19 protein-coding genes are annotated in these 26,716 nt (G+C 41.4%); 15 read left to right on the top strand and 4 right to left on the bottom strand.

Annotation, left to right across the window (positions count from 1 at the left end):
• Positions 1 to 43: 43 nt before the first annotated feature.
• Entirely contained in the window at positions 44 to 1,192 is a 1,149-nt protein-coding gene (locus tag BET10_RS00790; protein ID WP_070982922.1) for a Na/Pi symporter, read from the bottom strand.
• A gap of 791 nt (positions 1,193 to 1,983) precedes the next feature.
• Between BET10_RS00790 and BET10_RS00785 the strand changes: the two genes are divergently transcribed.
• From BET10_RS00785 to BET10_RS00775, 3 genes are all read left to right on the top strand, one after another.
• Positions 1,984 to 4,122 (top strand): DUF7507 domain-containing protein, encoded by a 2,139-nt coding sequence (locus BET10_RS00785; RefSeq protein WP_070982921.1) that lies wholly within the window; start codon positions 1,984 to 1,986, stop codon positions 4,120 to 4,122.
• 196 nt (positions 4,123 to 4,318) lie between these two features.
• Positions 4,319 to 6,265: a sensor histidine kinase gene (locus tag BET10_RS00780; protein WP_070982920.1), complete on the top strand. Its 1,947-nt coding sequence runs from the start codon at positions 4,319 to 4,321 to the stop codon at positions 6,263 to 6,265.
• Positions 6,266 to 6,330: 65 nt separating this feature from the next.
• Positions 6,331 to 6,837, top strand: coding sequence for a YcgN family cysteine cluster protein (locus tag BET10_RS00775; RefSeq protein WP_070982919.1), 507 nt, complete (start codon positions 6,331 to 6,333; stop codon positions 6,835 to 6,837).
• A 46-nt stretch (positions 6,838 to 6,883) separates the two neighbouring features.
• On the opposite strand, the gene BET10_RS00770 is transcribed toward BET10_RS00775, so the two are convergent.
• Positions 6,884 to 7,840: a carbohydrate kinase family protein gene (locus BET10_RS00770; protein ID WP_070982918.1), complete on the bottom strand. Its 957-nt coding sequence runs from the start codon at positions 7,838 to 7,840 to the stop codon at positions 6,884 to 6,886.
• A 358-nt stretch (positions 7,841 to 8,198) separates the two neighbouring features.
• Between BET10_RS00770 and BET10_RS00765 the strand changes: the two genes are divergently transcribed.
• The 11 genes from BET10_RS00765 (at position 8,199) to asd (ending at position 23,594) form a co-directional block, all read left to right on the top strand.
• The gene (locus BET10_RS00765) at positions 8,199 to 9,467 is read left to right on the top strand and encodes a sugar MFS transporter (protein ID WP_070982917.1); all 1,269 of its coding nucleotides are present in this window, start codon (positions 8,199 to 8,201) and stop codon (positions 9,465 to 9,467) included.
• A 590-nt stretch (positions 9,468 to 10,057) separates the two neighbouring features.
• A complete protein-coding gene (locus BET10_RS00760; RefSeq protein WP_070982916.1) occupies positions 10,058 to 11,947 on the top strand; it encodes a methyl-accepting chemotaxis protein in 1,890 nt (629 codons plus the stop codon).
• Between the two features lie 235 nt (positions 11,948 to 12,182).
• Entirely contained in the window at positions 12,183 to 12,935 is a 753-nt protein-coding gene (locus BET10_RS00755; RefSeq protein ID WP_070982915.1) for a DUF3450 domain-containing protein, read from the top strand.
• Between the two features lie 10 nt (positions 12,936 to 12,945).
• Positions 12,946 to 14,313, top strand: a complete 1,368-nt coding sequence (locus BET10_RS00750; protein WP_070982914.1) for a MotA/TolQ/ExbB proton channel family protein — start codon at positions 12,946 to 12,948, stop codon at positions 14,311 to 14,313.
• 2 nt (positions 14,314 to 14,315) lie between these two features.
• Positions 14,316 to 14,843, top strand: coding sequence for a MotA/TolQ/ExbB proton channel family protein (locus tag BET10_RS00745; protein WP_070982913.1), 528 nt, complete (start codon positions 14,316 to 14,318; stop codon positions 14,841 to 14,843).
• A gap of 24 nt (positions 14,844 to 14,867) precedes the next feature.
• Positions 14,868 to 15,278, top strand: a complete 411-nt coding sequence (locus BET10_RS00740; RefSeq protein ID WP_070982912.1) for an ExbD/TolR family protein — start codon at positions 14,868 to 14,870, stop codon at positions 15,276 to 15,278.
• A gap of 8 nt (positions 15,279 to 15,286) precedes the next feature.
• Complete coding sequence (locus tag BET10_RS00735; RefSeq protein WP_070982911.1) at positions 15,287 to 15,892, top strand: energy transducer TonB; 606 nt, start codon at positions 15,287 to 15,289, stop codon at positions 15,890 to 15,892.
• A gap of 21 nt (positions 15,893 to 15,913) precedes the next feature.
• Positions 15,914 to 17,218 carry a tetratricopeptide repeat protein gene (locus BET10_RS00730; RefSeq protein WP_070982910.1) on the top strand — a complete coding sequence of 435 codons (1,305 nt, stop codon included), beginning with the start codon at positions 15,914 to 15,916 and terminating at the stop codon, positions 17,216 to 17,218.
• Positions 17,219 to 17,385: 167 nt separating this feature from the next.
• On the top strand, positions 17,386 to 19,062 hold the full coding sequence (locus BET10_RS00725) for a hypothetical protein (protein WP_070982909.1): 1,677 nt from the start codon (positions 17,386 to 17,388) through the stop codon (positions 19,060 to 19,062).
• A 78-nt stretch (positions 19,063 to 19,140) separates the two neighbouring features.
• Positions 19,141 to 21,825, top strand: a complete 2,685-nt coding sequence (locus BET10_RS00720; protein WP_070982908.1) for a TonB-dependent receptor domain-containing protein — start codon at positions 19,141 to 19,143, stop codon at positions 21,823 to 21,825.
• Positions 21,826 to 22,481: 656 nt separating this feature from the next.
• Positions 22,482 to 23,594 carry an aspartate-semialdehyde dehydrogenase gene (gene asd / locus BET10_RS00715; protein WP_070982907.1) on the top strand — a complete coding sequence of 371 codons (1,113 nt, stop codon included), beginning with the start codon at positions 22,482 to 22,484 and terminating at the stop codon, positions 23,592 to 23,594.
• A gap of 358 nt (positions 23,595 to 23,952) precedes the next feature.
• Here the strand turns inward: asd and BET10_RS00710 are convergent, their stop codons facing one another.
• Positions 23,953 to 24,459 carry a DUF4240 domain-containing protein gene (locus BET10_RS00710; RefSeq protein ID WP_070982906.1) on the bottom strand — a complete coding sequence of 169 codons (507 nt, stop codon included), beginning with the start codon at positions 24,457 to 24,459 and terminating at the stop codon, positions 23,953 to 23,955.
• Between the two features lie 138 nt (positions 24,460 to 24,597).
• Between BET10_RS00710 and BET10_RS00705 the strand changes: the two genes are divergently transcribed.
• Positions 24,598 to 25,122: an RNA methyltransferase gene (locus BET10_RS00705; protein ID WP_070982905.1), complete on the top strand. Its 525-nt coding sequence runs from the start codon at positions 24,598 to 24,600 to the stop codon at positions 25,120 to 25,122.
• Between the two features lie 11 nt (positions 25,123 to 25,133).
• Here BET10_RS00705 and BET10_RS00700 read toward each other — a convergent pair whose 3' ends face one another.
• Positions 25,134 to 26,153: a tetratricopeptide repeat protein gene (locus BET10_RS00700; RefSeq protein ID WP_070982904.1), complete on the bottom strand. Its 1,020-nt coding sequence runs from the start codon at positions 26,151 to 26,153 to the stop codon at positions 25,134 to 25,136.
• Between the last annotated feature and the right edge of the window lie 563 nt (positions 26,154 to 26,716).

Genomic DNA, 26,716 nt, shown 5'->3' with positions numbered 1-26,716 from the left:
AAAAAACGCCGCTAGAGCGCGGCGTTAGTTGGTTAAATTGGCGTTATCTTACGGCGATCATGATGATGCCAGGTAAGATAAAGAAAGACCCAAGTACATAACCCAGCGCTGCACTTTTGTTATTAGCGCCAATTTGGGCAAGTTTTTCTGCGCATGTTAGTGGCAGCTCTCTTAGCACTGGAATGCCATAAATAAGCGCAACAGCCAGCACATTAAACATCACGTGGACTAAAGCGATAGTTAATGCAACTTCAGCTGCAGGTCCTGTGATTGATGTAGCTGCAAGTAGAGCTGTGATAGTTGTACCAATATTTGCACCTAAAGTGAATGGGTAAATTTGACGCGTAGTGAATACACCACTGCCAGCAAGCGGGATCATTAAGCTGGTAGTTGTTGACGACGATTGCACCATTATTGTAACTGCTGCACCTGAACCAATACCAGCAAGAGGCCCACGTCCTAATGCGCTATGAAGTATGTCTTTTGCACGGCCTACTAACGCCTTTTTAAGCAGTTTACCAAGCGCAGTTACAGCGAATAAAATAAGGCCGATACCTGCAATTACCATCGCTACACCCAGTAATTTACCATCTAGAAAGCTCAGGGCATCTTTGATTACACCTACAGTCGGCTTAACTAGAGGCTTGATAAAGTTATAGCTTTTCAACGACAGGTCCGCGTCACCAACAAACATATGAGATAAGCTAGCGGCTAGTTTTTGTAGTATGCCGAACATGATTTCTAGCGGTAGGAAGATAGCGACAGCAATAAGGTTAAAAAAGTCGTGAACAGTCGATGCCGCAAAAGCACGTTGAAACTCATCTTTAGATCTGATGTGACCAATCGAAACCAACGTGTTTGTGATGGTTGTGCCTATGTTTGCACCCATGACCATAGGAATTGCGATAGCGATAGGTAGGCCGCCTGCGACTAAACCAACGATGACAGAGGTCACAGTCGATGAAGACTGTACTAAAGCTGTAGCAAGCGCTCCCAGCAGTAGTGCGACAAATGGGTTTGTTGCAAATGCAAAGATTTCTTTGGCGCCTTCGCTGCCACCAGAGGCAAGCTTAAAGCCACCGCTGACTGTACCAACGGCTACCAAAACGGCGTAAACCAATAAAACGATAGCTGCCCAGTTTAAGAACTTATATAAGCCAGAGTGTGCGGAGTTTCGCATAGATTTTCTCATTGTCCTGCATCAAATATGACAATTTGATGATGTTTTTATTTCAAGGACGCGGATTTAAACATGAGATTGTTACAGAAATATTTCACTTATGCGTTTTTTTCAATGAAGTAGGTACTCAAAGTACGGAAACGCCAAAGTCGTTTGACTTATTTTAATTTGATGAAAAGCGTTGGCTAAGGTTTGCGCTTGTACTTGGGTGTACCTTTTTAATAATCAATTCTAATCCTTTAGTGTTATTTTTGTTTTAAATCAAAAAAAACATAAATATTTTCATTGTCCCTAAATAGGGCGTTACCACATAGAGGCGTCTTCAAGCGTATCGTTTATCGAAATAAATTAATTGTAAATATTAAGTTGTTTGATGCGATAAAACAAAGTGTTGAGTTATGCATATTGAGTTGCAAAAAACACAACACCATTCAGTTTACAACATTTTAATCTCAAATTTCTGTTTGTTTATCAGCGGTTTTGTTCATTTTTGTATGTTAAGTGTAAAAAAAATGTATTTGGAATGTGTTGATCTATGCTTTATAAAGATGAACGCTAACTGAATGTTTTGTTTTTACCCAATGCGTTAGCAAAGCTATCTAATTCTTTATTCGCATATGAGGGTTAAAGCATAGAGAGTTATTAAGTTAGTTAAAAAGTATTATTTTCCGCGCTTGGTAGTCGAGTCTATGAGCGTGGGGAATATTTTGATGCTGTTGAGCTATCCCGCTTAATGGTCATTAAAGCTCCCTGCCAGAGGTAAAGGTCTGGTATACAAATGGTTTAGTGAAGGAGTATATGAAATGTTTAAAGGTATAAATTGTTTTGTGAGCAAGCCTAAGTGGACAATATCAGGGTCATGCCTGAAAAGTGTCGCATTAGGTACGTTTGCTTTGATAAGTGCTTTTTCGTTCAATAGCGCGCAAGCTCTAGGTACTGAGTATGCAGGTTGTATGGAAGAGACCGCAGGTTTTGCAGTGCAATGTACAGCAAATGACGTAAAAGTGGCTGGGGTGTCGAGTAATCCAGATGGTACTCCGATGTTGGAAATATTAGATGATGGCTGTGCGTATCAAGGAGATACAGTGCAATTCACAGCAACATTTGATATCGAAACTACTTCTAAAGAGCGTCATGACATAGGTATTTACTTTGTAACTGACGGCGATCCGAACAATGACGGCGCACAAAGTGGTCAATGTAGTATTTCAACTTTGCCATTTGCACCAACTCCACCTTGGCTTGATTTAGATGGTACGAATGATCCATTCCCGGGAACCACTGGTCCATCGGGTGTACAAGATGAGTGTGGTGATATCAGCAAGCCAGATTTCAACCCACTGTCACCGACATTTACGCTGACAGCTACCTGTGTCGACCCAGATAATGATGGCCAGTTAAATCTGCCTTATTGTACAAGTTGGCGTCAGTCTGGTGCAAACGAGCTGTGTGTTAATCCAAGCGACGCATATCCAGGTTCTCCATCAAAATGTAAGTGTGATAATACCTTTAATATTCCAATCGCAGTGCCACCGGCAGAGTTGTTAGTCAACAAATCAGTGACCCCTGAAATCTTGGTCGAGCCAGGTGGTAACGCTACATTCACTGTATCTGTAACCAATGTCGGTATTGACCCACAAAATAATGTAACATTAAACGTATTAACGGATAGCATTTATGGTGATATTACGACGGCAGGCCACGATGGCATTTTGAGTACCACATGTAGTGTGCCTCAAGTGATCCCATCGGATGACCGTAACCCTGGTGGTATTGATACGTATACTTGTCAATTCACAACCAGTATTGTGGGTAACGCGGGCGATGTGGAAATAGATGTTGTTACAGCAAGTGGTGTTGACGACAACGGTAATGCATTAAGTGGTGACGATACCGCGCAAGTCGCTATTATTGATTCTGCACCAAGTATTACATTAGTAAAAACTGCGTCACCTACTCAATTACCAGAACCAGGAGGATTGGTTAGCTTCACAACGGTGATTGATAATACCAGTGCAGCAAGTTCGGATCCAATCACTATCACATCTTTGGTAGATAACATTCATGGTGACTTAAATGGTCAAGGTGACTGTGCTGTACCACAAGTGATAAATGTGGGTGCTCAATACAGCTGTACATTCTCAGCTCAAGTAAGCGGTAATGCAGGTGACTCAGAAACCGATACGATCACAGCAATTGGCGCAGATGACGAAGGTAATGCGGTGAGTGCGAGTGATTCAGCAACCGTGATTATTCTCAATACGCCATCTAGCATTGAAGTGATTAAAACGGCTTCGCCATCGTCATTCGACGAACCTGGGGCGAATGTTACTTACACTTACACTATCAACAATACTTCATTAGTTGATTCAGTAACAATCGATGTAGCTGATGATGACAAGCTTGGCTCAATTGCAGGTCAAGGTACTTGTAGCTTACCGCAAGTTATTGCACCAAGCGGTTCATATTCGTGTAACTTGATCACTTACGTTGCTGGAAATGGCAACACATCTGTTACCAATGTAGTCTCTGTTTCCGGCCTAGATGACGATGGAGAAGTTGTATCTGCAGTTGATGATGCAACGGTAAATATCCTCAATACACCGCCAGCGGCTAGCCTTGTAAAAACAGCAACTCAAGCGGTTGTGACATATCAGGTGAGCGTATCGAATGATTCTGACTCAGAAGCACTGACGGTAACGCAACTAACAGATGATATGTTTGGTGATATTACCGTTGTCGCAGGTAGCATTCAGTCAACAACCTGTTCAGTGCCACAAGTTATGCAACCTGCTACACAAACCGGTGACACCTATAGCTGTGAATTCACTGCAGTTGTGACCAGCTCGCCTCACGTGAATAACGTGACTGCTACGGTTGTAGATGATGATGGCTCTCAAGCAATCATGCCAACAGACTCAGCAAGCGTAACATTGGAATAACTGTTATTATGAAGTTTGTCTCAAGGCGCGTGAAATACGCGCCTTTTTTGTATATAACAATAGCAAGATTTCGTTCGTGGATAGTCCTTTAGTATTACTTGTTTTGTAAAATATTAATCAGTAATACATATCTCTCCATATTTACTACATTTTCTTTCGTTAGGCTGTGCTTAATCAAGTTAATCTACTTTAGTGTATGAAACTACGTTATATTATTTTGCTTTTACTCAACTGCTTTACCAGTTTTTTGGTCATGGCTGATGCGTTAGAGCTGTCCCCAAGTCAAAGCGAGTATGAGCTGAAAAAGTATGGGTTGTTTTTTCATGACTATAACAAGCAAATTAGAAGTGTGGAGCAATTACAGACTCTATCTCATTTACTAAAGCCGTATGAGATACAAAAGCCGAACCCAAAAGGTTACTGGAAGTGGGCTAAGGTAGATATCACTAATCATACCCAGGAGCCAACTTGGTATGTGTCATTTGGCTTTGCCCGTTTACCGGTGCTGGAAATGTATTGGCAATCACAAAACGGTGAGATAATAAGTCTAAATGAATCAAGTAAATTTACTGACAGGCCATTTAAGCACCCACAACTGTATATTCCAATAGAAATTTCCCCTAAGCAGAGCAAAACGCTTTATATTAAGTACCAGACCTTTGCAAACGCACCCGCAAACATCCGCATTCATAGCCCCAAAAACTTTATCCAGACTATGCAAATGAGCGTGTTAAACAACGCCATAATCGTAGGAATAGTTTTAGCAATTCTATTGATCGTTATTGTAAACCTGTTCTTCAATCGTAATTTAACAAATGTATTTTATGCGATTTGGACCAGTATGTTTTTGTTTATTGTGATTGATATGGCTGGGTTTACATATCAGTACTTTTGGCCTGAAGTTGGGCAGTTCTCTAACATGTTTTCCATTGTTTTGATGGTGTTAGTACCAATACTCCATATTCTTTTTGTACGCAGCTTTTTGCAGCTTAAGTATCATCATCCCACATTGGATAAAATTTACATCGGATCATTGCTGATTTACTGCGCCCTAGTTCCTGTTGCGTTGTGGCTACAGTCCGTTTTCTACAATCTTCTTGCTAGTTCATTGATCATTCCGGTATTTTTATACACTTGTTACTGGTGTATGAAGCAACATGCGCCGGGCATCAAAATTTTTGCGGTGAGCTTGTTCAATCATGTACTGTTTGTGAATATTTTAGCTATCTTAGGTGCGAGCTTTGGTAATATTTTCGCCAACTTTGATATATCGACGTATATCAAAGTTGGCTATCTAATAGAGGTCTGTCTGTTTACGGTTGCCATGGCGGTGCAGCATAAGTCAGTACAATACCAACTTGTTTATCACCTGCAAAAGCAAGTTAGTTCACTTAATGAAACTGTATTGCAAGAACAACAGGTGTCATTACAAAATTCCGAGCAAAGTAAGAAAAATGAGCTGCGCCTGTTTACTGATTTATCCCATGAACTAAGAACACCGTTAACGGTAATGAAGATTCAAGTTGAGTCCTTACAACATAATATTGTGGATAATGTACATGAGTCATATAAAAAGCTACACGATAAAATCGATGAGTTGAATGAGTTTATTAATACTTTGATGCTGGTCAGTGACTCAAAAGATTTGCACTATGGATTGAACATTGAGCCTATTCAGTTGGAGCCTTTTATTCAACAAGTTACGGACAGTTGTAGCAGAACGATAGACAGCCATCATCACTGTTTTAGCGTACACAGTGAACTCAATGGCCTCAGCACTATAAGTATGGATACAAAAGCAATTAAGCAAGTGATCGATGAAGCCATTGCTAACGCACTAAAGTTTGGTGGTAGCTCAGTACAAATACAATTGAGCTTTATAGAGACTGAGAAAAACCTAATTGTACGTATTGAAAATTCAGGCGAGCCGCTCACTTTTGATGCACATCAGTTATTGTTTGAGCCTTTGTTCCGTCAAGAACCATCCCGTAACAGTACGCTAGGTGGTAAGGGAATGGGTCTGGCTATATGTAAAAAGTTGATAGACGCGCATCATGGCGAAATCACATCTTACAACAGCGCACTTGGAGGCGTGACGATAGAGTTCAAATTGCCTAAATCATTTGCCTATGAATTTGCGTGATCTTTGCTAATTAGCGACGATTTAAGTAAACTTTGCATTGATCTTGTAATGATGAAGTATTTAGTATGAACAACCAACCATTTTGGCAGGCCAAACCGTTAGCGCAAATGAACCAGCAGGAGTGGGAAGCCATTTGTGATGGGTGCGGAAAATGTTGTCTAAATACCTTCATTGATAGCGATCACGAAGATGATGAAGCGTTTGCGAGCACCGACTTTTTACGTGAAGGTGAGAGCCTGATTTATACCAGCCTCGTTTGCCAATACATTGATGAAAACACGTGTGGTTGTACACGCTATAGTGAGCGCCAACAGCTTGTTCCCTCATGCGTAAAACTTACCAAAGAAAATTTAAAAGATATATTTTTTATGCCACAAAGTTGCAGTTACCGACGCTTGCATGAGGGCAGGGGCCTTGCAAGCTGGCATCCACTGCTCAACAATGGCAGTAAAGATAAAATGCACGAACAGGGTATTAGCGTAAGAGGCCGCGTTACTAAAGACAACACGGTTGATATGGAACATGAGTTTGAGGATTATGTGGCCGATTGGCCCACATTCGACTGCGATTGAACTTAACAAGCTGCTCTTAAAGTAATTACGTCTGCGAGAGCAAGTATTACGGTGTTCTCTCATCGAGTATTTGTTCACCACTTGGTATTGAACTAAACGCGCCCTTTATAGTTGCGGCGTATGCGCCACATCGACTTGCATAGTTAATCGCACTGGTTAAGAAGGATTCGCAAGTCAGTGCCATTGAGGGGCTTTCGTGTTTGCTAAGTTGACTTAGAAAACCACCAACAAAAGCGTCACCAGCTGCGGTTGTATCGATTGCTTCCACTTTGGGCGGTAAGACCTGAAATTGACATGAGTTGGTATAGCATTTGATTGGTTTGGCACCATCTGTAACGATGATACACTTGGTGTTGGTAGCGAGTATTGCGTCAATAGTCTTATTTTGCCCATGCTCTGTGTGGCTATGTTGGTGCAAAAAGTCCAACTCTTGTTGCGATAATTTCACAATGTCCGATAAAGCAATGACATGCCATAGGCGGTCAATGATATATCTTTGCGATGGCCATAAGTTAAGTCTTAGGTTTATATCAAAACTACACACCATACTGTGGCTTTTAGCTTGGCTAAGAGCATAGATGGTTGCCTTATAAATATTGGCTTCGCTCAAGCTATTACTACAAACATGTAAGATGCGATGGTTGATAAAAACCTCGGGCGTGAAGTCTTGTGCTCTAAAAAGCAAGTCAGCTGAAGGTGAGCGATAAAAGCTAAAGCTGCGTTCACCACTCTCATCTAAAGGCACAAATGCTAACGCTGTTTTTGCTTTATCTGTACGGCGGCTATATTGAGTCTCGACACCATAATTGCGAAGCTCAGAGAGTAAAAACTCTGCGAAGCTGTCGTTAGAGAACATTCCACAAAAACTGGCCTTAATTCCCTGTTTTGCCACTGCAACAGCGACATTTGCCGGAGCACCACCTGCGTATTTTGTGAATGATTCAGGGGCTTTGTCATCAGACAGTAAATCTATTAGGGCTTCACCAAAACAGATAACACTCATATTTATTGCTCTTATAAAAGGACGATGCACAGCGCTTGATAGCATACGCTATGGTAAAGCGCTGTATATGGACAATAACAAATACTTTTGTTCAGGAACACCGAGTCGATTCGAGGAAAAATGTCATAAAACCAACAGTATTTGGAGATTCTATCATACTGTATGTGACAAAAAAGCACTTTGCTTTATTCGCTAAAAGGGAATGCTGCATCAGATCACGGTTCAAAAATTTAAAGTGGTAAGGATAAAATTGGCGTGAATGTAGCTACTTTAAAATTGGAACGGTCCAGCAAAACATTTGTGATTTTGTTGTTACAGTGTGTAAAATCGATTTATCCCTTTTATTGGAGTTTTTCTTGTGAGTGACATAAACACAAATCAAAGCTTTGTTGCACAAGGTAATGACGAAAACAAAAACTATTTGTTACCGTTAAGTGCAATGACCACATTATTTTTTCTATGGGGTTTTATAACCGTACTCAATGATGTTTTGATCCCGAGATTAAAAAGTGTATTTGACCTAAACTACACCGAAGCTATGATGATCCAGTTTTGCTTTTTCAGTGCTTACTTCATCGTATCTTTACCAGCTGGCGCATTAGTCAAAAAGCTGGGCTATAAAAACGGCGTGTTAACGGGTTTAGTCGTTGCCTCAGTTGGGTGTATGTTGTTCTACCCCGCTGTAGCAGTTCATGAATATTGGCTATTCCTAGGTGCACTATTTGTACTGGCGTCAGGGATAACTGTGTTACAAGTGTCAGCAAACCCTTATGTGGCAGCACTTGGGCCAGCTAAAACCGCATCTAGCCGTTTAAACTTGGCACAAGCGCTTAACTCTTTGGGCACCACAGTCGGGCCTTATGTAGGTGGGTTATTGTTTTTTGGAGCCGCAGGTACTATGGCGGCAGAAGCAGGCGCTGAGTCTGTCAAAGTACCTTATTTGATGCTTGCTGGCGCTTTGTTAACTATCGCAATCGTATTTGCTTTTCTAAAATTACCGACCATTGAAGCCCATACTCAAGAGCAAAGCTGCAAGGCTAAAGATCATAGCCTATTTGATGCACCGCATTTAGTTATGGGTGTTGGTGCCATTTTTTGTTATGTAGGTGCAGAAGTTGCGATTGGTAGCTTTTTAGTAAACTATTTTGCACAGCCGCATATTGCAGGTCTTGAAGAGCATGCAGCTGCTAAGCTAATCAGCTATTACTGGGGTGGTGCAATGGTTGGTAGGTTTATCGGCTCAGCAGCATTACAAAAAGTAGCACCCTCTAAGGCACTGATGTTTAATGCGTTGTGTATTGTAGCGTTACTGACCACCACAATGTTAACTGAAGGGCACTTAGCAATGTGGGCAGTACTTGCTATTGGCTTGTTCAACTCTATTATGTTTCCAACGATTTTCTCCGTGGCGATTGAAGGGCTAGGTTCATTGACCAGTAAAGGCTCAGGTTGGCTATGTCTTGCTATCGTAGGCGGCGCAATTGTGCCACTACTTCAAGGAATGTTCGCAGATTCAATTAATATTCAAGTCAGCTTTATCGTTCCTCTAGTGTGTTATTTGTACATCGCTTGGTATGGTTTAAATGTTGTGAAGTGGGCGCAGCAGTGGAAGACTAAAGTTAATTAATTACAAAATACCTCCCTAACTAAGGCAAGCATTCGCTTGCCTTTTTTATTGTCAAAAAACATATCTTTGAAAGTTTGATGAATACGTATTCATATCAAGAGTGTCGTTTGATGTATTGGAACGTTCTAATTGTTGCAGCTATAAGTGCCTTAAATATAATCGAGTCACTACCCTGTGTTCACCAATCTCAGTGCCAAAAAAACACGCCTCAGTTGTAAAAACAGCTAGCTGCAAACATTAGGTATTCAGCATATGGGTCTGTTTGTAGTATTCAAAGTTGTTAAAGTAAAGCGCAGTAGGTCACGCTGAGGTTTTCTTTTACGTCTATACTCTTACGGTTCGATCCTAAAACACAGAACAAGTTGTTGGATTTTTCATCGGTTGTTTACTGTTTGGCTAAATTTGCTAAATAATCTCAGATACTGACCGATACGATAAGACAAACCAGTTTAATTTTGTTAAATATGAACACAAGCTGATTTGATCAGAAGTAATTCGGGCAAGCGAGACTAGGCTCGAGTGATTCTCAGACGTTGTACATAGATAATAGCAACGGGTTTAGGCGTACAATTTATAATAATAGGCTCAGAATGTTTAAATCGTTAAAGTTTACCACTAAAGTCACCATCGCGGCCTCGCTGATTTTGGTGTTGGTATTAGGGCTGTTTACCATCAACAATTTTATTGTGATGCGTAACCAAACTCAGCAACAACTCACGCTGGTATTACAAGAAATTTCTCAATCGGTCTCTCAGAACATTGCAAATTGGCTCAATGACAGATTGGATATTGTGGGGTCAGTTGCCAGTGGACATCGCTCATCAGACTCTCGCGACCAAATATTGAGGCGTTTGAGAACAGCAGATAACGCAGGGGATTTTAAGAACGTATACATCGGAATGCGAGATGGTGAGTTTATTTTAGATGATCCAAGTATCGTGCTACCACCTGACTACGACGCGACGACACGCCCTTGGTATCAGCTTGCAAAAGAAAAAAATGGCACTGCATTTACAAATCCTTATATTGACGTTACAACCAATGAATTGACTATTTCAGCGGTTGTGCCCATTAGTAGTGGCAGCCAACTTCTAGGTGTTGCTGGTGGTGACATTGATATGGCAACAATTACCGATATCATCAATGAGATTGACTTTTTGGGCTTCGGCTACGGGTTCTTATTGGACTCTCAAGGGCGTATTTTATCCCATCCCAATACCAAGCTAAATGACAAGCATATGTCAGATTTGTTTGGTAAATCATTGCCCTTACAAGAAACATTTATAGAAGAAGAAATTGACGGTACTGAGCGACTGATCTCCTTCGTAAAAATGAAAGGCATCAAAAACGTTGATTGGTATTTAGGTGTTGTGATCAACAAGGAGATAGCTTACTCATCTGTGTCGTCATTTAGAAATATGGCTGCGATATACATGCTGCTCGGTGTAGTGGTCATTATTGTTATGCTACAACTGCTGCTCAAGTATTTAATGAAACCAGTTGTGCACTTGAACGACGCAATTAAAGATATTGCTCAAGGTGAAGGCGATTTAACACGTAGGCTAGCTGTTGAAAACGATGATGAATTTGGTGAACTGTCAAATTATTTCAATCTTTTCATAGAAAAGATCCATGACTCCATATCACAGGTGAAAGACTCAACGATATCGCTTGAGCACTCTGTCGAGAGCTTGATTGCCCAAACCCAATCAACCTTAAGCATGTACAGCGACCAGACTAAGCGTACTGATAATGTTGCAACGGCCATTAACGAATTATCTTCCAGTGCGGTTGAGATCTCTAACAATGCTAGCCATGCTTCTGAGTTGGCAACAGAAGCAAATAGATTGAGCGTGGATAGTCAAACCGCGCTTAATGCCAACATATCAGAAATAGCATCATTGAGTGACAAAATGGCACAAGCGCAATCGACGGTTGATAGCCTTGATAAGCATTCGGCGAGTATCGGACAAGTGTTAGAAGTGATAAAAGGAGTGAGTGAACAAACTAACTTACTGGCCCTGAACGCTGCGATAGAAGCGGCTCGAGCTGGTGAAGCGGGTCGTGGGTTTGCGGTTGTTGCCGATGAAGTAAGACAATTGGCACAGCGTACACAAGAGTCTACACAAGAAATAGAAAACACCATAATCGAATTGCAGCAAGGTTCGGCTTCTGCTGTTGCGGTAATGAAATCATCGCTAGAAGACTCAGCTAAAAGCGCATCTCAGGCAACGCAAGCCGGTGAAAAGATGCATGAAGTGAGCCATGCTATTGATTCCATTGACGGCGTAAACCACGCAGTTGCAAGTGCTACACAGGAGCAAAATACGGTGATCCAATCATTAGACAGCGATATTCATCATATCAGCGATTTGTCGGTACAGGGGTCACAAAATCTTCAAGCAACACTAGGAGAGTGCAGACAGCTACAAACGCAATTTGATGAGCTGGAAAAGATGGTCATGAAGTTCAAAGTTTAAATTTCATGAACATTGTTGCTTAAAGTTCATATAAGCCGAAGTCAGCGAGACTTCGGCTTTTTTGTTTCATAACTTCATACATTATTGCGAGTGTGGTAATAAAACATTTTTACCTCTCAAGAAGTATCAATTATTACAGTTGTCATTTTTCTGTATTTTTTGCGCAACACGTTTGTAATTAAACCCCCTTAAACTGCACCCAATTTAATTACTAGCAAAACTTAAGGTGTATGCGATGAAGTGCGTTAACCCCCTGTTATTAGCAGGTTTACTTGCAACAGCGACCAGCGTTCAAGCCAATGACTTAAACCAGGTCATCGATAAAAGTAGTGCAATTAATGAATCTGCACAGAAAACTCAAACAAAGATCGATTCGATAGCTGACTCAATGCAGTCGCGTTTACAAAAGTTCAAAACTCTCAATAAAGAAATTGATGGTCTGGCGGTTTACAACGCGCAATTAGACAAGCAAATCAGTAATCAGCTTGATGAGATGAACGCAATTAATGCTTCTATGGATCAGGTTTCGGTTATTGAACGCCAAATCACACCTTTAATGCTAAGAATGATCACCGGCCTCGAGCAGTTTGTGGCGCTGGACATCCCATTTTTACCAAAAGAACGCCAAGCGCGTATCGCATCAATAAAGGAAATGATGGAACGTGCGGATGTTACATCAAGTGAAAAGTTTCGTCGTGTACTTGAAGCATATCAAGTTGAAGTTGACTATGGCCGTACTATTGAAGCTTATACCGCTTTACTCGACATAGATGGTAAAGAACGAGAGGTCGATTTTCTTCGCATCGGCCGTATGGAATTACTGTACGTAACAAGAGATGGCTCGCTAGCCGGTAGCTGGAACCAAGAAAGCAAGAAATTTGTTGCGCTTGATGACACCAGTATCAGCCAAATCAACAAAGGGCTTCGTATAGCGCGCAAGCAACTAGCCCCAGACATGTTAACGCTTCCAGTACACGCTTCAGAGTAAGAGGTTCAAGATGAAATTTATTAAGCAATTTAGTCAAAAGGCCATCTTGGCTGCAACATTCGCATTGTCTACTTCAGCAATGGCTGAACAAGCATTGGATTTAGATTCGCTGCTAAAAACTCTTGAACAAGGTCAAGTAGCTCAAACTCAACAAAACCAAGTACGAGAAGCTGAGTTTAAAGCCAAGCAGGATCAACAAATTGCCATGTTAAACGCACTTACACAAAAGCGTAATGGTGAGTTAGCCCGTTCTGAGCGTTTAGAAACACAATTTGAAGAAAATGAAATCAAATTACAAAACCTAACCGATACCCTGTCTAAGCGTATGGGCTCACTCAAAGAGCTTTTTGGTGTGCTACAACAGGTTGCAGGAGATTCAAGCACGAAGTTTCAAACGTCAGTAGTGTCGGCGCAAATCCCTGGCCGTAGCGACTTTATGGATGAAATGGCACAGAAAATGGGGTCAACTTCTCGTCTGGCGTCAATCGAAGACATCGAAAAAGTGTGGTATGAACTGCAACGTGAAATGACAGAGCAGGGTAAAGTTTCGCGATTCAACACAGAAGTTATCGTTGCTGGTGGCGAAAAGGTCAATAAAGAAGTGTTAAGAGTGGGCGCTTTTAACCTGATCTCAGATGGTAAATACTTATCATACAACCCAACGACCAACACATTGTCTGAACTAACTCGTCAGCCAGTGTCTCGTTTCACCGCCACGGCTACTGATCTACAAAATGCAAGCAATGGTGTTGTTGACTTTGCCCTTGACCCAACGGGCGGTTCAATTCTTGGCCTACTTGTTCAAGCACCAAATACAGAAGAGCAGGTTCATCAAGGTGGTGCGGTTGGTTACGTGATTCTAGGTGTCGGTGTGTTGGCGCTATTAATCGCCCTTGAACGCTTTATTTCCCTGATGCTCATGGGCGCGAAAATTAATCGCCAGCTTAAAGACACCACGGCACGTGATGACAATCCATTGGGCCGCGTTATGAAAGTAAAAGATCAGTATCCTGATGTGGCGTATGACACGTTGGAATTAAAACTAAGTGAAGCTATCTTACGTGAAATGCCAAAGATTACCCGCAACCTGACATTAATTAAGATAATTTCAGTGGTTGCCCCATTGCTAGGTCTACTTGGTACAGTAACGGGTATGATTAATACCTTCCAAGCAATCACCTTGTTTGGTACGGGTGACCCGAAACTAATGGCAGGTGGTATTTCTCAAGCACTGGTAACCACTGTGTTAGGTCTTGTGGTCGCTATCCCTACCGTATTTCTATACACAATCTTGAATACACGTTCGCGCAATTTACTGTTGATTTTACAAGAGCAAAGCGCGGGTATTATCGCAGAGCGCAGTGAAAAAGGAGCGTAATCGTGGTGCTATTGATTGAAGCAATCAATGCGCTACGAGAGTTTTTAGACACAGGTGGCCAGGTTCTGCTGGTCATCGGCCTAATCATCTTTGCGATGTGGTTGCTGATCCTCGAAAGGTTTATGTTCGTTTTCGGACGATATAAGACGTACAAAAATGAGTTGCTGACACTTTGGAAAGCAAGAGACGAAAGAAACAGTTGGAACGCTGAGCAAATTCGCCAAGCCCAGATCTCTCGCGCAGGTATTCGTCTCAACGCGAATCTACCATACATAAACGTAATGGTTGCATTGTGCCCTTTACTGGGCTTATTAGGAACGGTAACCGGCATGATTGAGGTATTTGATGTGATGGCGATTACTGGAACAGGAAGCGCGCGCTCTATGGCATCAGGGGTGTCAAAGGCCACAATCCCAACAATGGCTGGCATGGTTGGCGCTCTGTCTGGGGTGTTCGCATCGACCTATTTACAGCGTAAAACGAAGCGTGAAGTAGAACTGTTAGAAGACAAAATGTTACTTGACCACTAGGTCGAATGAGCAGAGGAAAGAATTATGAGAGCTCCATTAGCGAAAGTTTTTCAAGAAGAAGAAGCAGAAGAAATCAATATGACGCCTATGTTGGACGTGGTTTTTATCATGCTGATATTCTTTATCGTTACCGCATCTTTCGTCAAAGAAGCGGGAATAGATGTTAACCGACCAGAAGCAGCAACTGCTGTAAAGAAGCAGCGCGCAAATATCTTGGTTGCGATTTCTGATAAAGGTGAAATTTGGATCAACAAGCGTCAGGTAGATGTTCGAGCAGTGCAGGCAAATATTGAGCGTTTGAAGGCTGAAAACCCGCAAGGCAGTGTTGTTATCCAAGCAGACAAAAAGGCAACCACAGAAATGCTTATCAAGGTGATGGATGCGTCGAGGGCGGCAGGTGCATTTGATGTTTCAATTGCGGCACAGGAATCATAGGTAGCAATATGCGTTATTTGATAGCACTGATAATTGCTGGCGTTGTTACTTTCTTCTTGTTCTTGGGTATGCAGGCGCTAATTCAAGGTGGAGAAGGAGCTATGACAGAACCAGTAAAAGGTAACGTGCTGGATTTTGTCCGTTTGAAAAAAGAAGAAACGGTGCAAAAGAAAGAACGTAAGCCACAAAAACCACCCACACCTAAAGAGCCGCCACCACCGATGGACTCACCGCAAATGCAAAGCAATGACTTAGATGCTGCAGGTGGAGACTTTGACTTTAGTGCAAATGTTGAAGCCGAAGTCGACTTAGCAGGGGGGTTAGCGCTTGAATCTAGTGATGGTGAATATTTGCCAATCGTTAAAGTTGCACCTGTATATCCGCGTCGCGCTTTATCCCGAGGTATAGAAGGGTATGTCATCGTTGAATTTGTGGTAACCAAGCAAGGCACAGTGAGAGATCCAAAAGTAGTGACGGCCGAACCTGAAGCTATTTTTGATAGAGCTGCGCTTGATGCTGCACTTAAATTTAAATACAAGCCTCGAGTAGTTAACGGCGAAGCGGTTGAAGTCGCTGGTGTTCAGAACAAGATTTCCTTCCAGATAAACGGTTAATGGAAAGATATAGGTGCGATTATGATTAATATAAAACGAATTACGATAAATAGTGCGCTGTTCGTGGCGGTAGCTGTTGCGCCATCAATCGTCTCGCTTACGCCGTACGTCAGTGTAAGTACTGCATATGCAGAAACCAAAACAAAGCGTGTACCAGCGCTTAGAGAAAAGGTATACAGCCAGCTTGCTAGAGCTCAGAAGTTAGCTGATGACGGTGACGTCAAAGCAGGCTTAGAGGCGTTAGATAGCATTAAAGACCGATCATCTAGCATGAACTCTTATGAAATTGCGATGATGTATAACTTTTATGGTTTTATATATTACAACGAAAACCAGCTTGATAAAGCAATCGCTGCATTTGAGAGCGTGGTTGCTGAGGAAGAAATTCCTGAATCATTACGATTATCTACAACCTTTAGCTTAGCCCAGCTTGCGATGGCTAATTCTGAATATAACAAGGTTATAAAGTATTTAGAGCAGTGGGATTCTATAAATACTAAAACCATACCTGATAATTATTATGTGTTAAGATCTCAAGCTAATTATCAATTAAAGAATTACCAAGAAGCATTAAAATACATAAATACAGTGATTAATGTTACTGAAGCTGATAACGGTATCCCAAAAGAGAATTGGTTAGTATTGCAACGTGCATTATATTACTCTCTTAATCAACCAATCGAAGTGACAAAGACGCTTGAAAAAATGGTTAAGCTTTTTAATAAACCAGACTATTGGGTTCAGCTTGCAGGGATGTATGGCGAAATAGGTGAAGAGAAAAAGCAGCTGGCAATTTTTGAAGCTGCAAAACAGCAAGGTTTTGTTAAAACTCGTTCTCAAATTATGCAGCTAGCACAAGTTTACATGTATAACGGCTTGTCTTATAAAGCAGCCAAGCTTATGGAGCAGGGGTTGCTGTCAGGAGTTGTAGAAGATAACCCGAAAAATCAAGTTTTTATAGCTGAGTCTTTAGTCCAGGCCAAAGAAAATAACAAAGCAATCAGCTACTTTGAAAAAGCAAGCGAGCAAGTAGAGCACGGAAACTATGAGCAAAGGCTTGCGGAGGTCTACATCACGCTTGAAATGTATGATGAAGCCGCAGACGCTGCGCGTTTAGCATTAGATAAAGGAGGGTTAACCTTCGAATCAAATGCTTACGTAGCACTTGGTATGGCACAGTATAACTTGCAAAACTTTGATGCATCAATATTGGCATTTGAGCAGGCTGAAAAACATAAAAAGTCTGAAAATATCGCTAAGCAATGGATCAAATATGTGAAAAAAGAAAAGCTTCACAGTGAAACTTTAAAACAAGCCTTATTATGATTTTATAATCGCAACACCAAAGCCGCCTTCGGGCGGTTTTTTTATTTCAATTTATTAAATTGTCACTTTTGTTTCTATAAAGTGTAACCCATCTGTAATACAAACTAGTTACTTTATATCCAAGCTTTTTATGCGCTTATAATTATTATATTTTTTTGGAGATAAAGATGAAACTTTCTGGGTTATTCAAGGTAAGCCTTGTTGCTTCAGCATTAGTATTGGCTGGTTGTGGTGGTGATATTAAAGTGACGCCAACGGTTAATGATAACAGCGTAAATAATTCAAATAACACAACGAACAATTCAGGTAATCCTACTGACCCTACTGACCCTACACCAGATCCAGGCGGTAAAGACAATCCATGTACAAAACGTACTGTTGCAGGTAATGAAGTACAAGGCGAATTTGTAGCACCGCACTGTGTATACGGTACTGACTTTGCGGGTAAAACGTTAGAGATCGAAGACGATATTACTTTTGCTGCATTAGAAAATGGTGGCGCGCACGTATTTGATGGCGCAATCCAAATGGGTAAAGACTGTAACACCACCCAAAACTGTACCATCGATACTAATGGCCCAACGCTTAATGTTGAAGCTGGCGCTACGCTAGCTTTTAGATCTGGTGAAGCTATTATTCGTATCGGTCGTGGTGCCAAAATTAACGCCGTTGGTACAGCTGACGCGCCAATTACATTTACTTCAGCAAACGTTTTCTCAGAATTTGATATTGCCGAGACCGGCCCTCAATTTGCTGACTGGGGTGGTATCATCATCAACGGCTTTGGTTTAACTAACCAGTGTACAAACGCAGAACGTGCGGCAAATACTTGTAATGCAACATCAGAAGGTATCACTAGCCACTTTGGTGGTAAAAACAATGCAGACAGCAGTGGTACTATCAAATTTGCCAACATTTGGTATGCAGGTTCAGGCCCACGTGAAGGCGGTGATGGCGACGACTTAAACTCGCTGACTTTAAATGCTGTAGGTTCTGGCTCTACCTTTGACTACCTTCATATTCACCAAGGCTTTGATGATGGCATCGAGTTCTTTGGTGGTGCTGCAAACATCAAGCATATCGTTGTAACTGATACTCAGGATGACTCAATCGACATCGATGCAGGGTGGCAAGGCAACGCACAGTTTATTTATGTGCAACACGGTACTGTTAAAACTAAGAAAGATGTTACATATACCAACGATGATGATGAATTAGTAACCATTCCTGCAGGTTCAGAAGGTTTCATGGGTAACAACGGTTTTGAAACCGATGGTGAGAAAAATGGCGGAGAAGAGTACAGCGAAGCGCCAGCATCGAACCCAACAATTGCTAACGTAACGGTTGTTACCACTGATGGTAAGTCTATCCGTGACAACGGCGCATCTCAAGCTGTTAAATTTGATGATGCCATCCAAGGTCAGTACTACAATGCGCTATTAGTTAAAGCGGTTGCTGACAACAACACTGCATGTGTTGAGTTCAAAGATGACGCGGAAGAAGCTGCAAAGAACGACACGCTTAATTTCAACAACTCAGTACTTGCTTGTGTGAACCACTACAAAAATGGCGAGCAGTTCAAAAGTGGCGGCTCTAAGTCTGAGTGGTTTGTTAACAATGCGTCTAGCCAGATACTAAACAGTGCTGAAGGTGTATTGGCTGCTGACGGTTTCTCTACAAACACAGCGTCAACTGAAATCACGATTCAGGCAAACAACTTAAGCGGCTTAGATTTGAGCTTCTTTGACCAAGTAGACTATATCGGTGCTGTATCTGATAAAGATACAACTAGTGACTGGTATAAGTGGGTACAAAAAGCAATCGCTGCGACTAAAAACCAGTAATCTTTTGTGATTTAAATTGTTTATCACGAAGTAGGCGCAGCTATTGCGCCTTTTTTATGATTTTTGGCAGGATTGCAAATGAATACTCAAATGAAATTAAAAAGAATTGCTTTGGCAGTGAGCGCCGCAATCGTTGTAGGTGCATCAGTGCCAAGTTTAGCGGTTGAAGATCAAGCAATCGAAGAAGTCGTTGCGGTTGGCACACGTTTACAAGGCAGTGCAGCAGCGGTCATCGAAGAGCGCAAAAACCAAGCGTTTGTTGCCGACATTATGGGCGCGGAGCAGCTATCCCGCACAGGTGATAGTGATGCCGCTTCAGCGCTTCGACGTGTGACAGGTTTGACCTTGGTAGATGGTAAATTCGTATATGTACGTGGTTTGGGTGAGCGATACTCAAGTGCCAGACTCAACGGGGCGTCAGTACCCAGTCCCGATTTGACGCGTAACGTTGTGCCTTTGGATATTTTCCCGTCTAGTATCATTGAAAGTCTGGCGGTTCAAAAGGCGTATTCACCTTCAATGCCAGCAGCGTTTGGTGGCGGTAATATCGACATTCGGACCAAGTCGGTACCTACAGAGTTTGTCGCTAATATTGAAGTTGGTGTTGGCATGAATTCCAATGCGGATGAAGGGTATACATATTCACGACCAAGCAACGGACAACCCGATGCGCTTCACGCCGCGGTATTACGTTATAGAGGTGACTTTAGTCTAAGCTCTATCGTTGACAAAGATAACATTGTCGATACAGATACGATGAACCGAGCCGAACAAGCCGCAGCTATCAATAAATCTTTCACTTTGTCATTACCTCGTGATTTAGTCGTAACTAAAGAGTCGTTGGACCCTAATTACGACATCAAAGCGACGATTGGTAATAGCTTTGAAGAAGGTTACTTTGGCGGCGATATCGGAGTGATGCTAGCTGTATCATATGACAATGATTGGTCGTATTCTGAGCGTAAGACAGCTGTGGTTGATGATGAAATATCCGACGGTTGTAGCACAGAGTTGGTAACGGAAGATGACGTTAACAATAGTTGTTATATCACCGTAAAAGATTCTAAAGTCACGACTGAAAATGAGCGTATTAGCGGAATATTCAGCTTAGGCTATAAACTCGATCAGCACAGCGTAAATTACTCAAAAATATACCTTGAAGACAACGAAGATGAACTTAGCTTAGCAATTTTGCAAAGTCCAAACGGCAGTACTGTAAGAACGATAGTGGGTTCAGACCAAGCGCAGCGTTTCCATAGTTTTAATTATGAAGAGCGCGTACTTGATGTAGACCAATTTATTGGCCAGCATACCTTCTTGGATTGGATGGGGCTTGGTGCAGATTGGCAGTACACGGAATCAGAAGCAGAAACGCGTATACCAACCAATATTGATTATAAGTTTATTGATACTTTTGATAATGGTAATTACAAAAATTCTATCGTGACGGGTGATGATAACCGAGCGGTTTACTCATTCACGAACATGGTAGATAACGTTAAATCGGCAAGTGGCAACTTAACGCTACCTCTTACATTTGAAGGTATCGAGGTCACTTTAAAAGCGGGTTATGACTTTCTCGATCGAGCCCGTGTTTATAACACATCAAGCTTTGCAATAAACAATGAAACTGGCATTCCAATCCCTGTTAATGGTGACGAAAACAGTATATTGGGTTTATCTTCCTACCTAACCGACGAGTTTATCGGTAACAACGATTTCTTCTTGTCGTTTAACGAGCCAACAGCGCCAAGTGCAGATGATTATATCGCTGCACAGAAAATAGATGCTGGGTATTTTGAATTTGATATGTTCTTCGATAACACATGGCGTCTAAGCGGTGGTCTACGATACGAAGATTTCAAACAGGTTTCTATTGGTACCTCTAGTTTGATTTTCGACCGAGTAACACAAGGCATCTATTATTCAGAAGAAAAAATTCAGGAAGGAACTGTAAATCAGGACGATATATTTAGATCGCTTGCTCTGACTTATTTGGCTGAAAATAACTATCAAGTTCGATTTAGTTATGGTGAAACTGTGGTGCGCCCAGACTTACGAGAGTTGGTTGCTGTTGCTTACTTTGACCCGCTAACAGATATTAAAACGTTTGGTACACCTGGGCTTAAAAGTAGCGACTTAGAAAATTACGATGCACGCTTTGAATACTACATGGACAACGGCGATAACTTCTCGGTTGGTGCGTTCTATAAGGACATTACAAATCCGATTGAAACTGTACTTCGCGTAGGAGATGAAGATTACACCGCATCATTCGTTAACGGTATTGAAGGTGAAGTCTATGGTATAGAAACAGAGTGGCTATTTGACCTTTCGAGTGTTGTGAGCGGTATTTTTACGTCGGGTAACATTACCTTAAGTGACTCAGAAGTGTCTATTGATCCTGCCTTTGCGGGTAACTTAACGAACCCAACCAAACGCATGACTGGTCATTCTAAGTATGTAGTAAACTTACAGCTTGGTTATGATTCTGCGGATGGTCAACACAGTGGCTCATTAGTTTACAACGTATTTGGTGAGCGTATTCTCGCATCGGGTATTGGTGGCCGTGAAGATGCATTTGAACAGCCATTCCATTCACTGGATTTAGTGTATACGTGGTACCCCGATTTCAACTCAAAAGTTAAGTTTAAAATCAAAAACTTACTAGATGAAGAACAAGAGGTAACTCAGTCAGACATCATTGTTCGTCAAAAAGAAGTCGGTACGTCTGTGAGTATAAACTACAGCTACGAATTCTAATCAAACGAACTTGTTACTGTAAATTTGAAGCCAAGGTTCACACCTTGGCTTTTTTATCCCTCATAAAAAATAATTAGATTACATTGCCAAAATATGACATGTGACGTAGAATAATGTCATAACGTTAAGTGAACTAGCGCTTAACATAAAAATTTAAGTATAAATGTCAGTTGTTTAATAAATCTGTCATCTTTATGCTTTAAAGTGCACCGAATCTAAAAGGTTATAACAAATAATTATAAAACAACCTGGAACCGAGTTCTGAATTGATGTTGTGAACATCAGATTAGGACAACCTTTACATGTTGTATCCAAACCCCGCTTTGCGGGGTTTTTTATGTCAGACCATTCCATTTAAGAATATATTAATAGATATCAGCTTATTATGAATAATAAGATGAGAGTCAATTAGATTGTCCCTGCATTAGTCTTCCTAACAAGATAATTCCAATAGATAGCCGATTTTATGATTTGAATCCTGATGCTACTTTGCTCTGAGCGACCTAGTCGTTCATCTTAAGTACTCATCAATTCTGAAAGTTAAATAGTGGCAAAATATTCGCAAATTATGGCTAGTCGAAACTCAACTTATTTGTTATTTTGGACGTCTAGACTCACGCAATGTCTATTAATTTTTAAAGTAAGGTAAACAAAATATGAAGAAAGTGGGACTCGTTGGTTGGCGTGGTATGGTTGGCTCTGTGTTAATGCACAGAATGTTAGAAGAAAATGACTTTTCAAAAGTTGATTCATATTTCTTTACAACATCACAAACGGGGCAACTAGGCCCTGATTTTGCCGGCGATGCAAAACCTTTGCTAGATGCCAATGATGTAAACGCCTTATCTGAAATGGAGATTATAATTTCATGTCAGGGGGGCGATTACACTAAGTCTGTTTATCCAGCATTGCGTGAGTCAGGTTGGAACGGTTATTGGATAGACGCCGCATCAGCGCTACGCATGGCGCAAGAAAGTATCATTATTTTGGACCCGGTAAATAATGATGTAATCACACAAGGGTTAGAGCAGGGGGTTAAAACCTTTGTAGGTGGCAACTGTACAGTCTCTTTGATGTTACTGGCATTAGGTGGGTTGTTCGAAAAAGACTTGATTGAATGGGTAAGTCCCATGACTTACCAAGCGGCATCGGGTGCTGGTGCGCGCAATATGCGAGAATTGATCACGCAAATGGGGGAAATTCACGCATCTGTTGCACAGCAGCTAGCAGACCCAGGTTCTGCCATTCTTGAAATTGATAAAATCGTAGCGAACAAAATTAAGTCTGAGGACTTACCGACCGACCAATTTGGTGTACCACTGGCGGGCAGTTTGATCCCATGGATTGACGTGCCAATGGAGTCGGGTCAGTCAAAAGAAGAATGGAAGGCTCAAGTGGAAGCCAACAAAATTTTAGGTTCATTAAAGTCTCCTATTCCTATCGATGGCCTGTGTGTGAGAATTGGTGCGATGCGCTGTCACTCTCAGGCGATGACAATCAAACTTAAAGCTGACTTACCGGTTGATGAGATCGAACGTATTTTGGCGTCTCATAATGAGTGGGTTAAGGTCATTCCAAATGATAGAGAGCAAACAGCACAGGAGCTGACACCAGTGAATGTTACCGGCACCTTGTCAATTCCTGTTGGGCGTATTAGAAAACTAAGTATGGGCCCAGAATACATTAGCGCCTTTACGGTAGGCGATCAGCTATTATGGGGAGCAGCTGAACCGCTACGTCGTATGTTGCGTATTATCCTCGAACATTAATTACTCTGTAATATTACATGAAGGAATAGTTCATCTCTTTATCGCAGATTTGTCTGGCACTGAATTGGTGCCAGACTGTTAATAGTAGCGCTAAGGAAAAGAGATGAGAAACTATATCAAAATGGTTACAGCAGGCGTATTCATGTTTGCTGTATAAGCACAGGCAACTGCTGCATTTACTTGCTCAGGCTATGTAAAATATGTCTATTCGATCATGATGGTGGCTTTGAGCTTGAGCCTGTAATTATTTACCCAGAACAAACTTATTTGCTGGGCCAAGTATTTGAAGCCATCCGTCAATTTGATGAGAATAAAACAAAATACACCTTAGTTGTAGAAAATCGTGATGGCGCCGTTTTTACTTTTTTTGCCAGAATTTTTCAAACAGTTTTGGAAATTGGGCCTTTAATAATTTGGGCTTATTTTTAAATTTTTTCCCCTGTGGCTGAAAATTAACGACGTTATGATAGGGTAACTCCTCGCCAGTGAGATCTTCATAAAGCAAGCCCGCGACTAAATCTAGCTCGTCGCAGTAAGGAGCAGGGAGGTTGTCTTGGTATGGCATATGTGGGTATTCTGCCAGCGCTTCTGGGTCTTTAACAAACAATTCAATATTATTTTTACCTTGTAATATTAACCAGTTACAAAAATCTAAAAAGTCATATTCACTGTTACAGCCACAAATTACATAGGCAAATGCCCAGTTATCCCAGTGCCAAAGTTTTCTTAGATTTTGTGTGTATAACTCATCGAACTGAGCGATGTCTTTTGTTTGCAGAGGTGACAGGGCTGTTCTGAGTGCTTGGTTGACATCGTTTTCATGGTGTACCGATTCGATAATCTGCCAAAAAGTGTCATTATTCATAAATTTATTTAGCTGTACTTCGCATTTGGTATATTGCCGCTATTTTAGCATAGCTTTATAAGCAAGCGTATTCCCCTAGATCTTTTGGCTTTATTGCTGTAGATTCGCGTTGCAGTAATCGGTGTGGCGAGATAAAAAATGTTTGATAGTGGATTTGCGTGTATAGGGTTGACTAACCCGAAGAGCCCTAGCAATGTTGGTGCTGTTATGCGAGCAGCGGGGTGTTATGGTGTGAATTCTGTATTTTATACTGGGAAACGTTTTGAAAACGCGCGAAAATTTACGACTGACACAAAAAAGGTCTACCAAAACATTCCTTTGATTGGTACGGATTCCCTTAGTTCTGTTTTGCCATTGGGTGCAAAGCCTGTCGCTATTGAACTGATTGAAGGGGCCAAACCGCTCACAGAATATAAGCATCCTAAAAGCGCTTTTTATATGTTCGGACCAGAAGATGGCTCTTTAGACAAAGAAACGCTTAAGCTATGCCAAGATGTGATCTATGTTCCGACTCAAGGGTGTATGAACTTGGCAGCGACGGTTAATGTGATACTGTATGACCGACTTCTAAAATCTGGCTTGAAGTTTAATCATGATGAAATCATCAGAAGCAGTCGAGACAACAACAACAATATTGTGTTATCAGAATTATTAGCGCGGTGAGTGAGCCTATATTACCAATTACAACGTGCCACCTTATCAAACCAAGGCTTATTCGTTAGTGCTTTAGCCTCGGCTGGAGGAGCTAGCACCAATTCGATTCCCATTGGCCTAGCTAAGTGTTTGTCAATGAGTCGCTGTAATTGGACGCCAGCCAACTGCTCGAACGCTTCCATAAGCTTTTTCTTTGTCATTGGATCTGGGCTCACGCCTTGTCGATGGTAATAGGCTGAATTGACCCAAAGTAAATAAGCTTTCTTAGAATCATCTGGGTATTCATCAGAGAGTTGCGCTATACGCGAGTATAATCTTTGATAGTTAAGGTATTGCTCCTGAAGCACAAAGGTTAACAATAAGTTTATCCCTGAGTTTATGTGACCTGAGTGATTGTGTACCACTTGGAATCCAGCCAGCGCATTACGAAAATGTTCATTTGCCTTAGCAAAGTCTTTTTGATCTAGTGATATAGCGCCTAGGTTATTTTCGATGGTCGCTAAACCTCTTTGATCATCTCGGCGTTTGGCAATGTCTGCAGCTTCCTTATAAAGTGCTTTAGCCAATTCAAACTGGTGCTGGTATCGTGCAACGATAGCGCTGCTGATTAAAAGGGAAATCCGTTGAGAAGACTTACTGGCGTGTTTTAACGCACAAGAAAAAGTGTGCTGCGCCGCATCAAGATAATCAAGCTTCCTCAACCAAATTCCAGTACCACTTAAAATGCTCACGAGCCGATTTACAAACTCCGGCTGTCCATCATGAACAAAAAGCTGTTCGATATTTGGCTCAACGTCATCTAACTTGTTTAGAATAAGCGATAAACGCATTTTAAGTACGTAATAAGAAATCTGTTGTTCGTCTGTTAATTTTGTAACATCCTCAATACTACCCAAAATATTGAGTGCTTGCTTAGGGTCCGAACGCAAAAAATATTGAGCTCGAGTGAGTTGATATTCATAATCTTTATTCGTAGCTGAACTTGGGAAGCAATTAAAAGCAACAGCTAAGGCGATAAGACACAGAAATGATTTGAACAACTAGACAATCCGAACAAGGAACAACATTGAGTTAATTATAGAATACGCAATAATGCGGTCAAGCGATGATTGAAAACGGCTCTATACGATAGTCTAAAAATGATGCTATATATCCCATAATTGAATCACGGCATTATGTTGAGAAAGCGCCCCGCTAAAATATCAAACTAGCGGGGCGTTTGTGGTTTTGCAGTCTGCAAAATAGCGTAGCGCAGACTGCACCTGAGCAACGAACGTTGTGATAGGCCCGTAACATAAACCGAATTATGGGAAATGGAATTACGTAAAACTTTGGCTGGAACGTAATAATTGATTCAAATATTACGTACTGGCGGTTTGCCGTTCGTCGGAACTTAGCGCCAGATTAACGCGGAGCGTTGGAGACATTCCAGAGGATCTAAATATTGGATCAAAATTAACGAGTGGGTTTGATGGTTAGATATGGTCGGGTATCAAATCAACGCAGTTAATTAACGCACGTGATCATCTCATTTGTTCAGAAAAAATTTAAATGCCTCCTGATAAACCTATCAATTTCAATTACAACTGGGCAGATGAGGGGG

It is taken from the genome of Pseudoalteromonas amylolytica, assembly GCF_001854605.1.
Lineage (GTDB): Bacteria > Pseudomonadota > Gammaproteobacteria > Enterobacterales > Alteromonadaceae > Pseudoalteromonas > Pseudoalteromonas amylolytica.
This window is presented reverse-complemented; position numbering and strand designations above follow the sequence as displayed.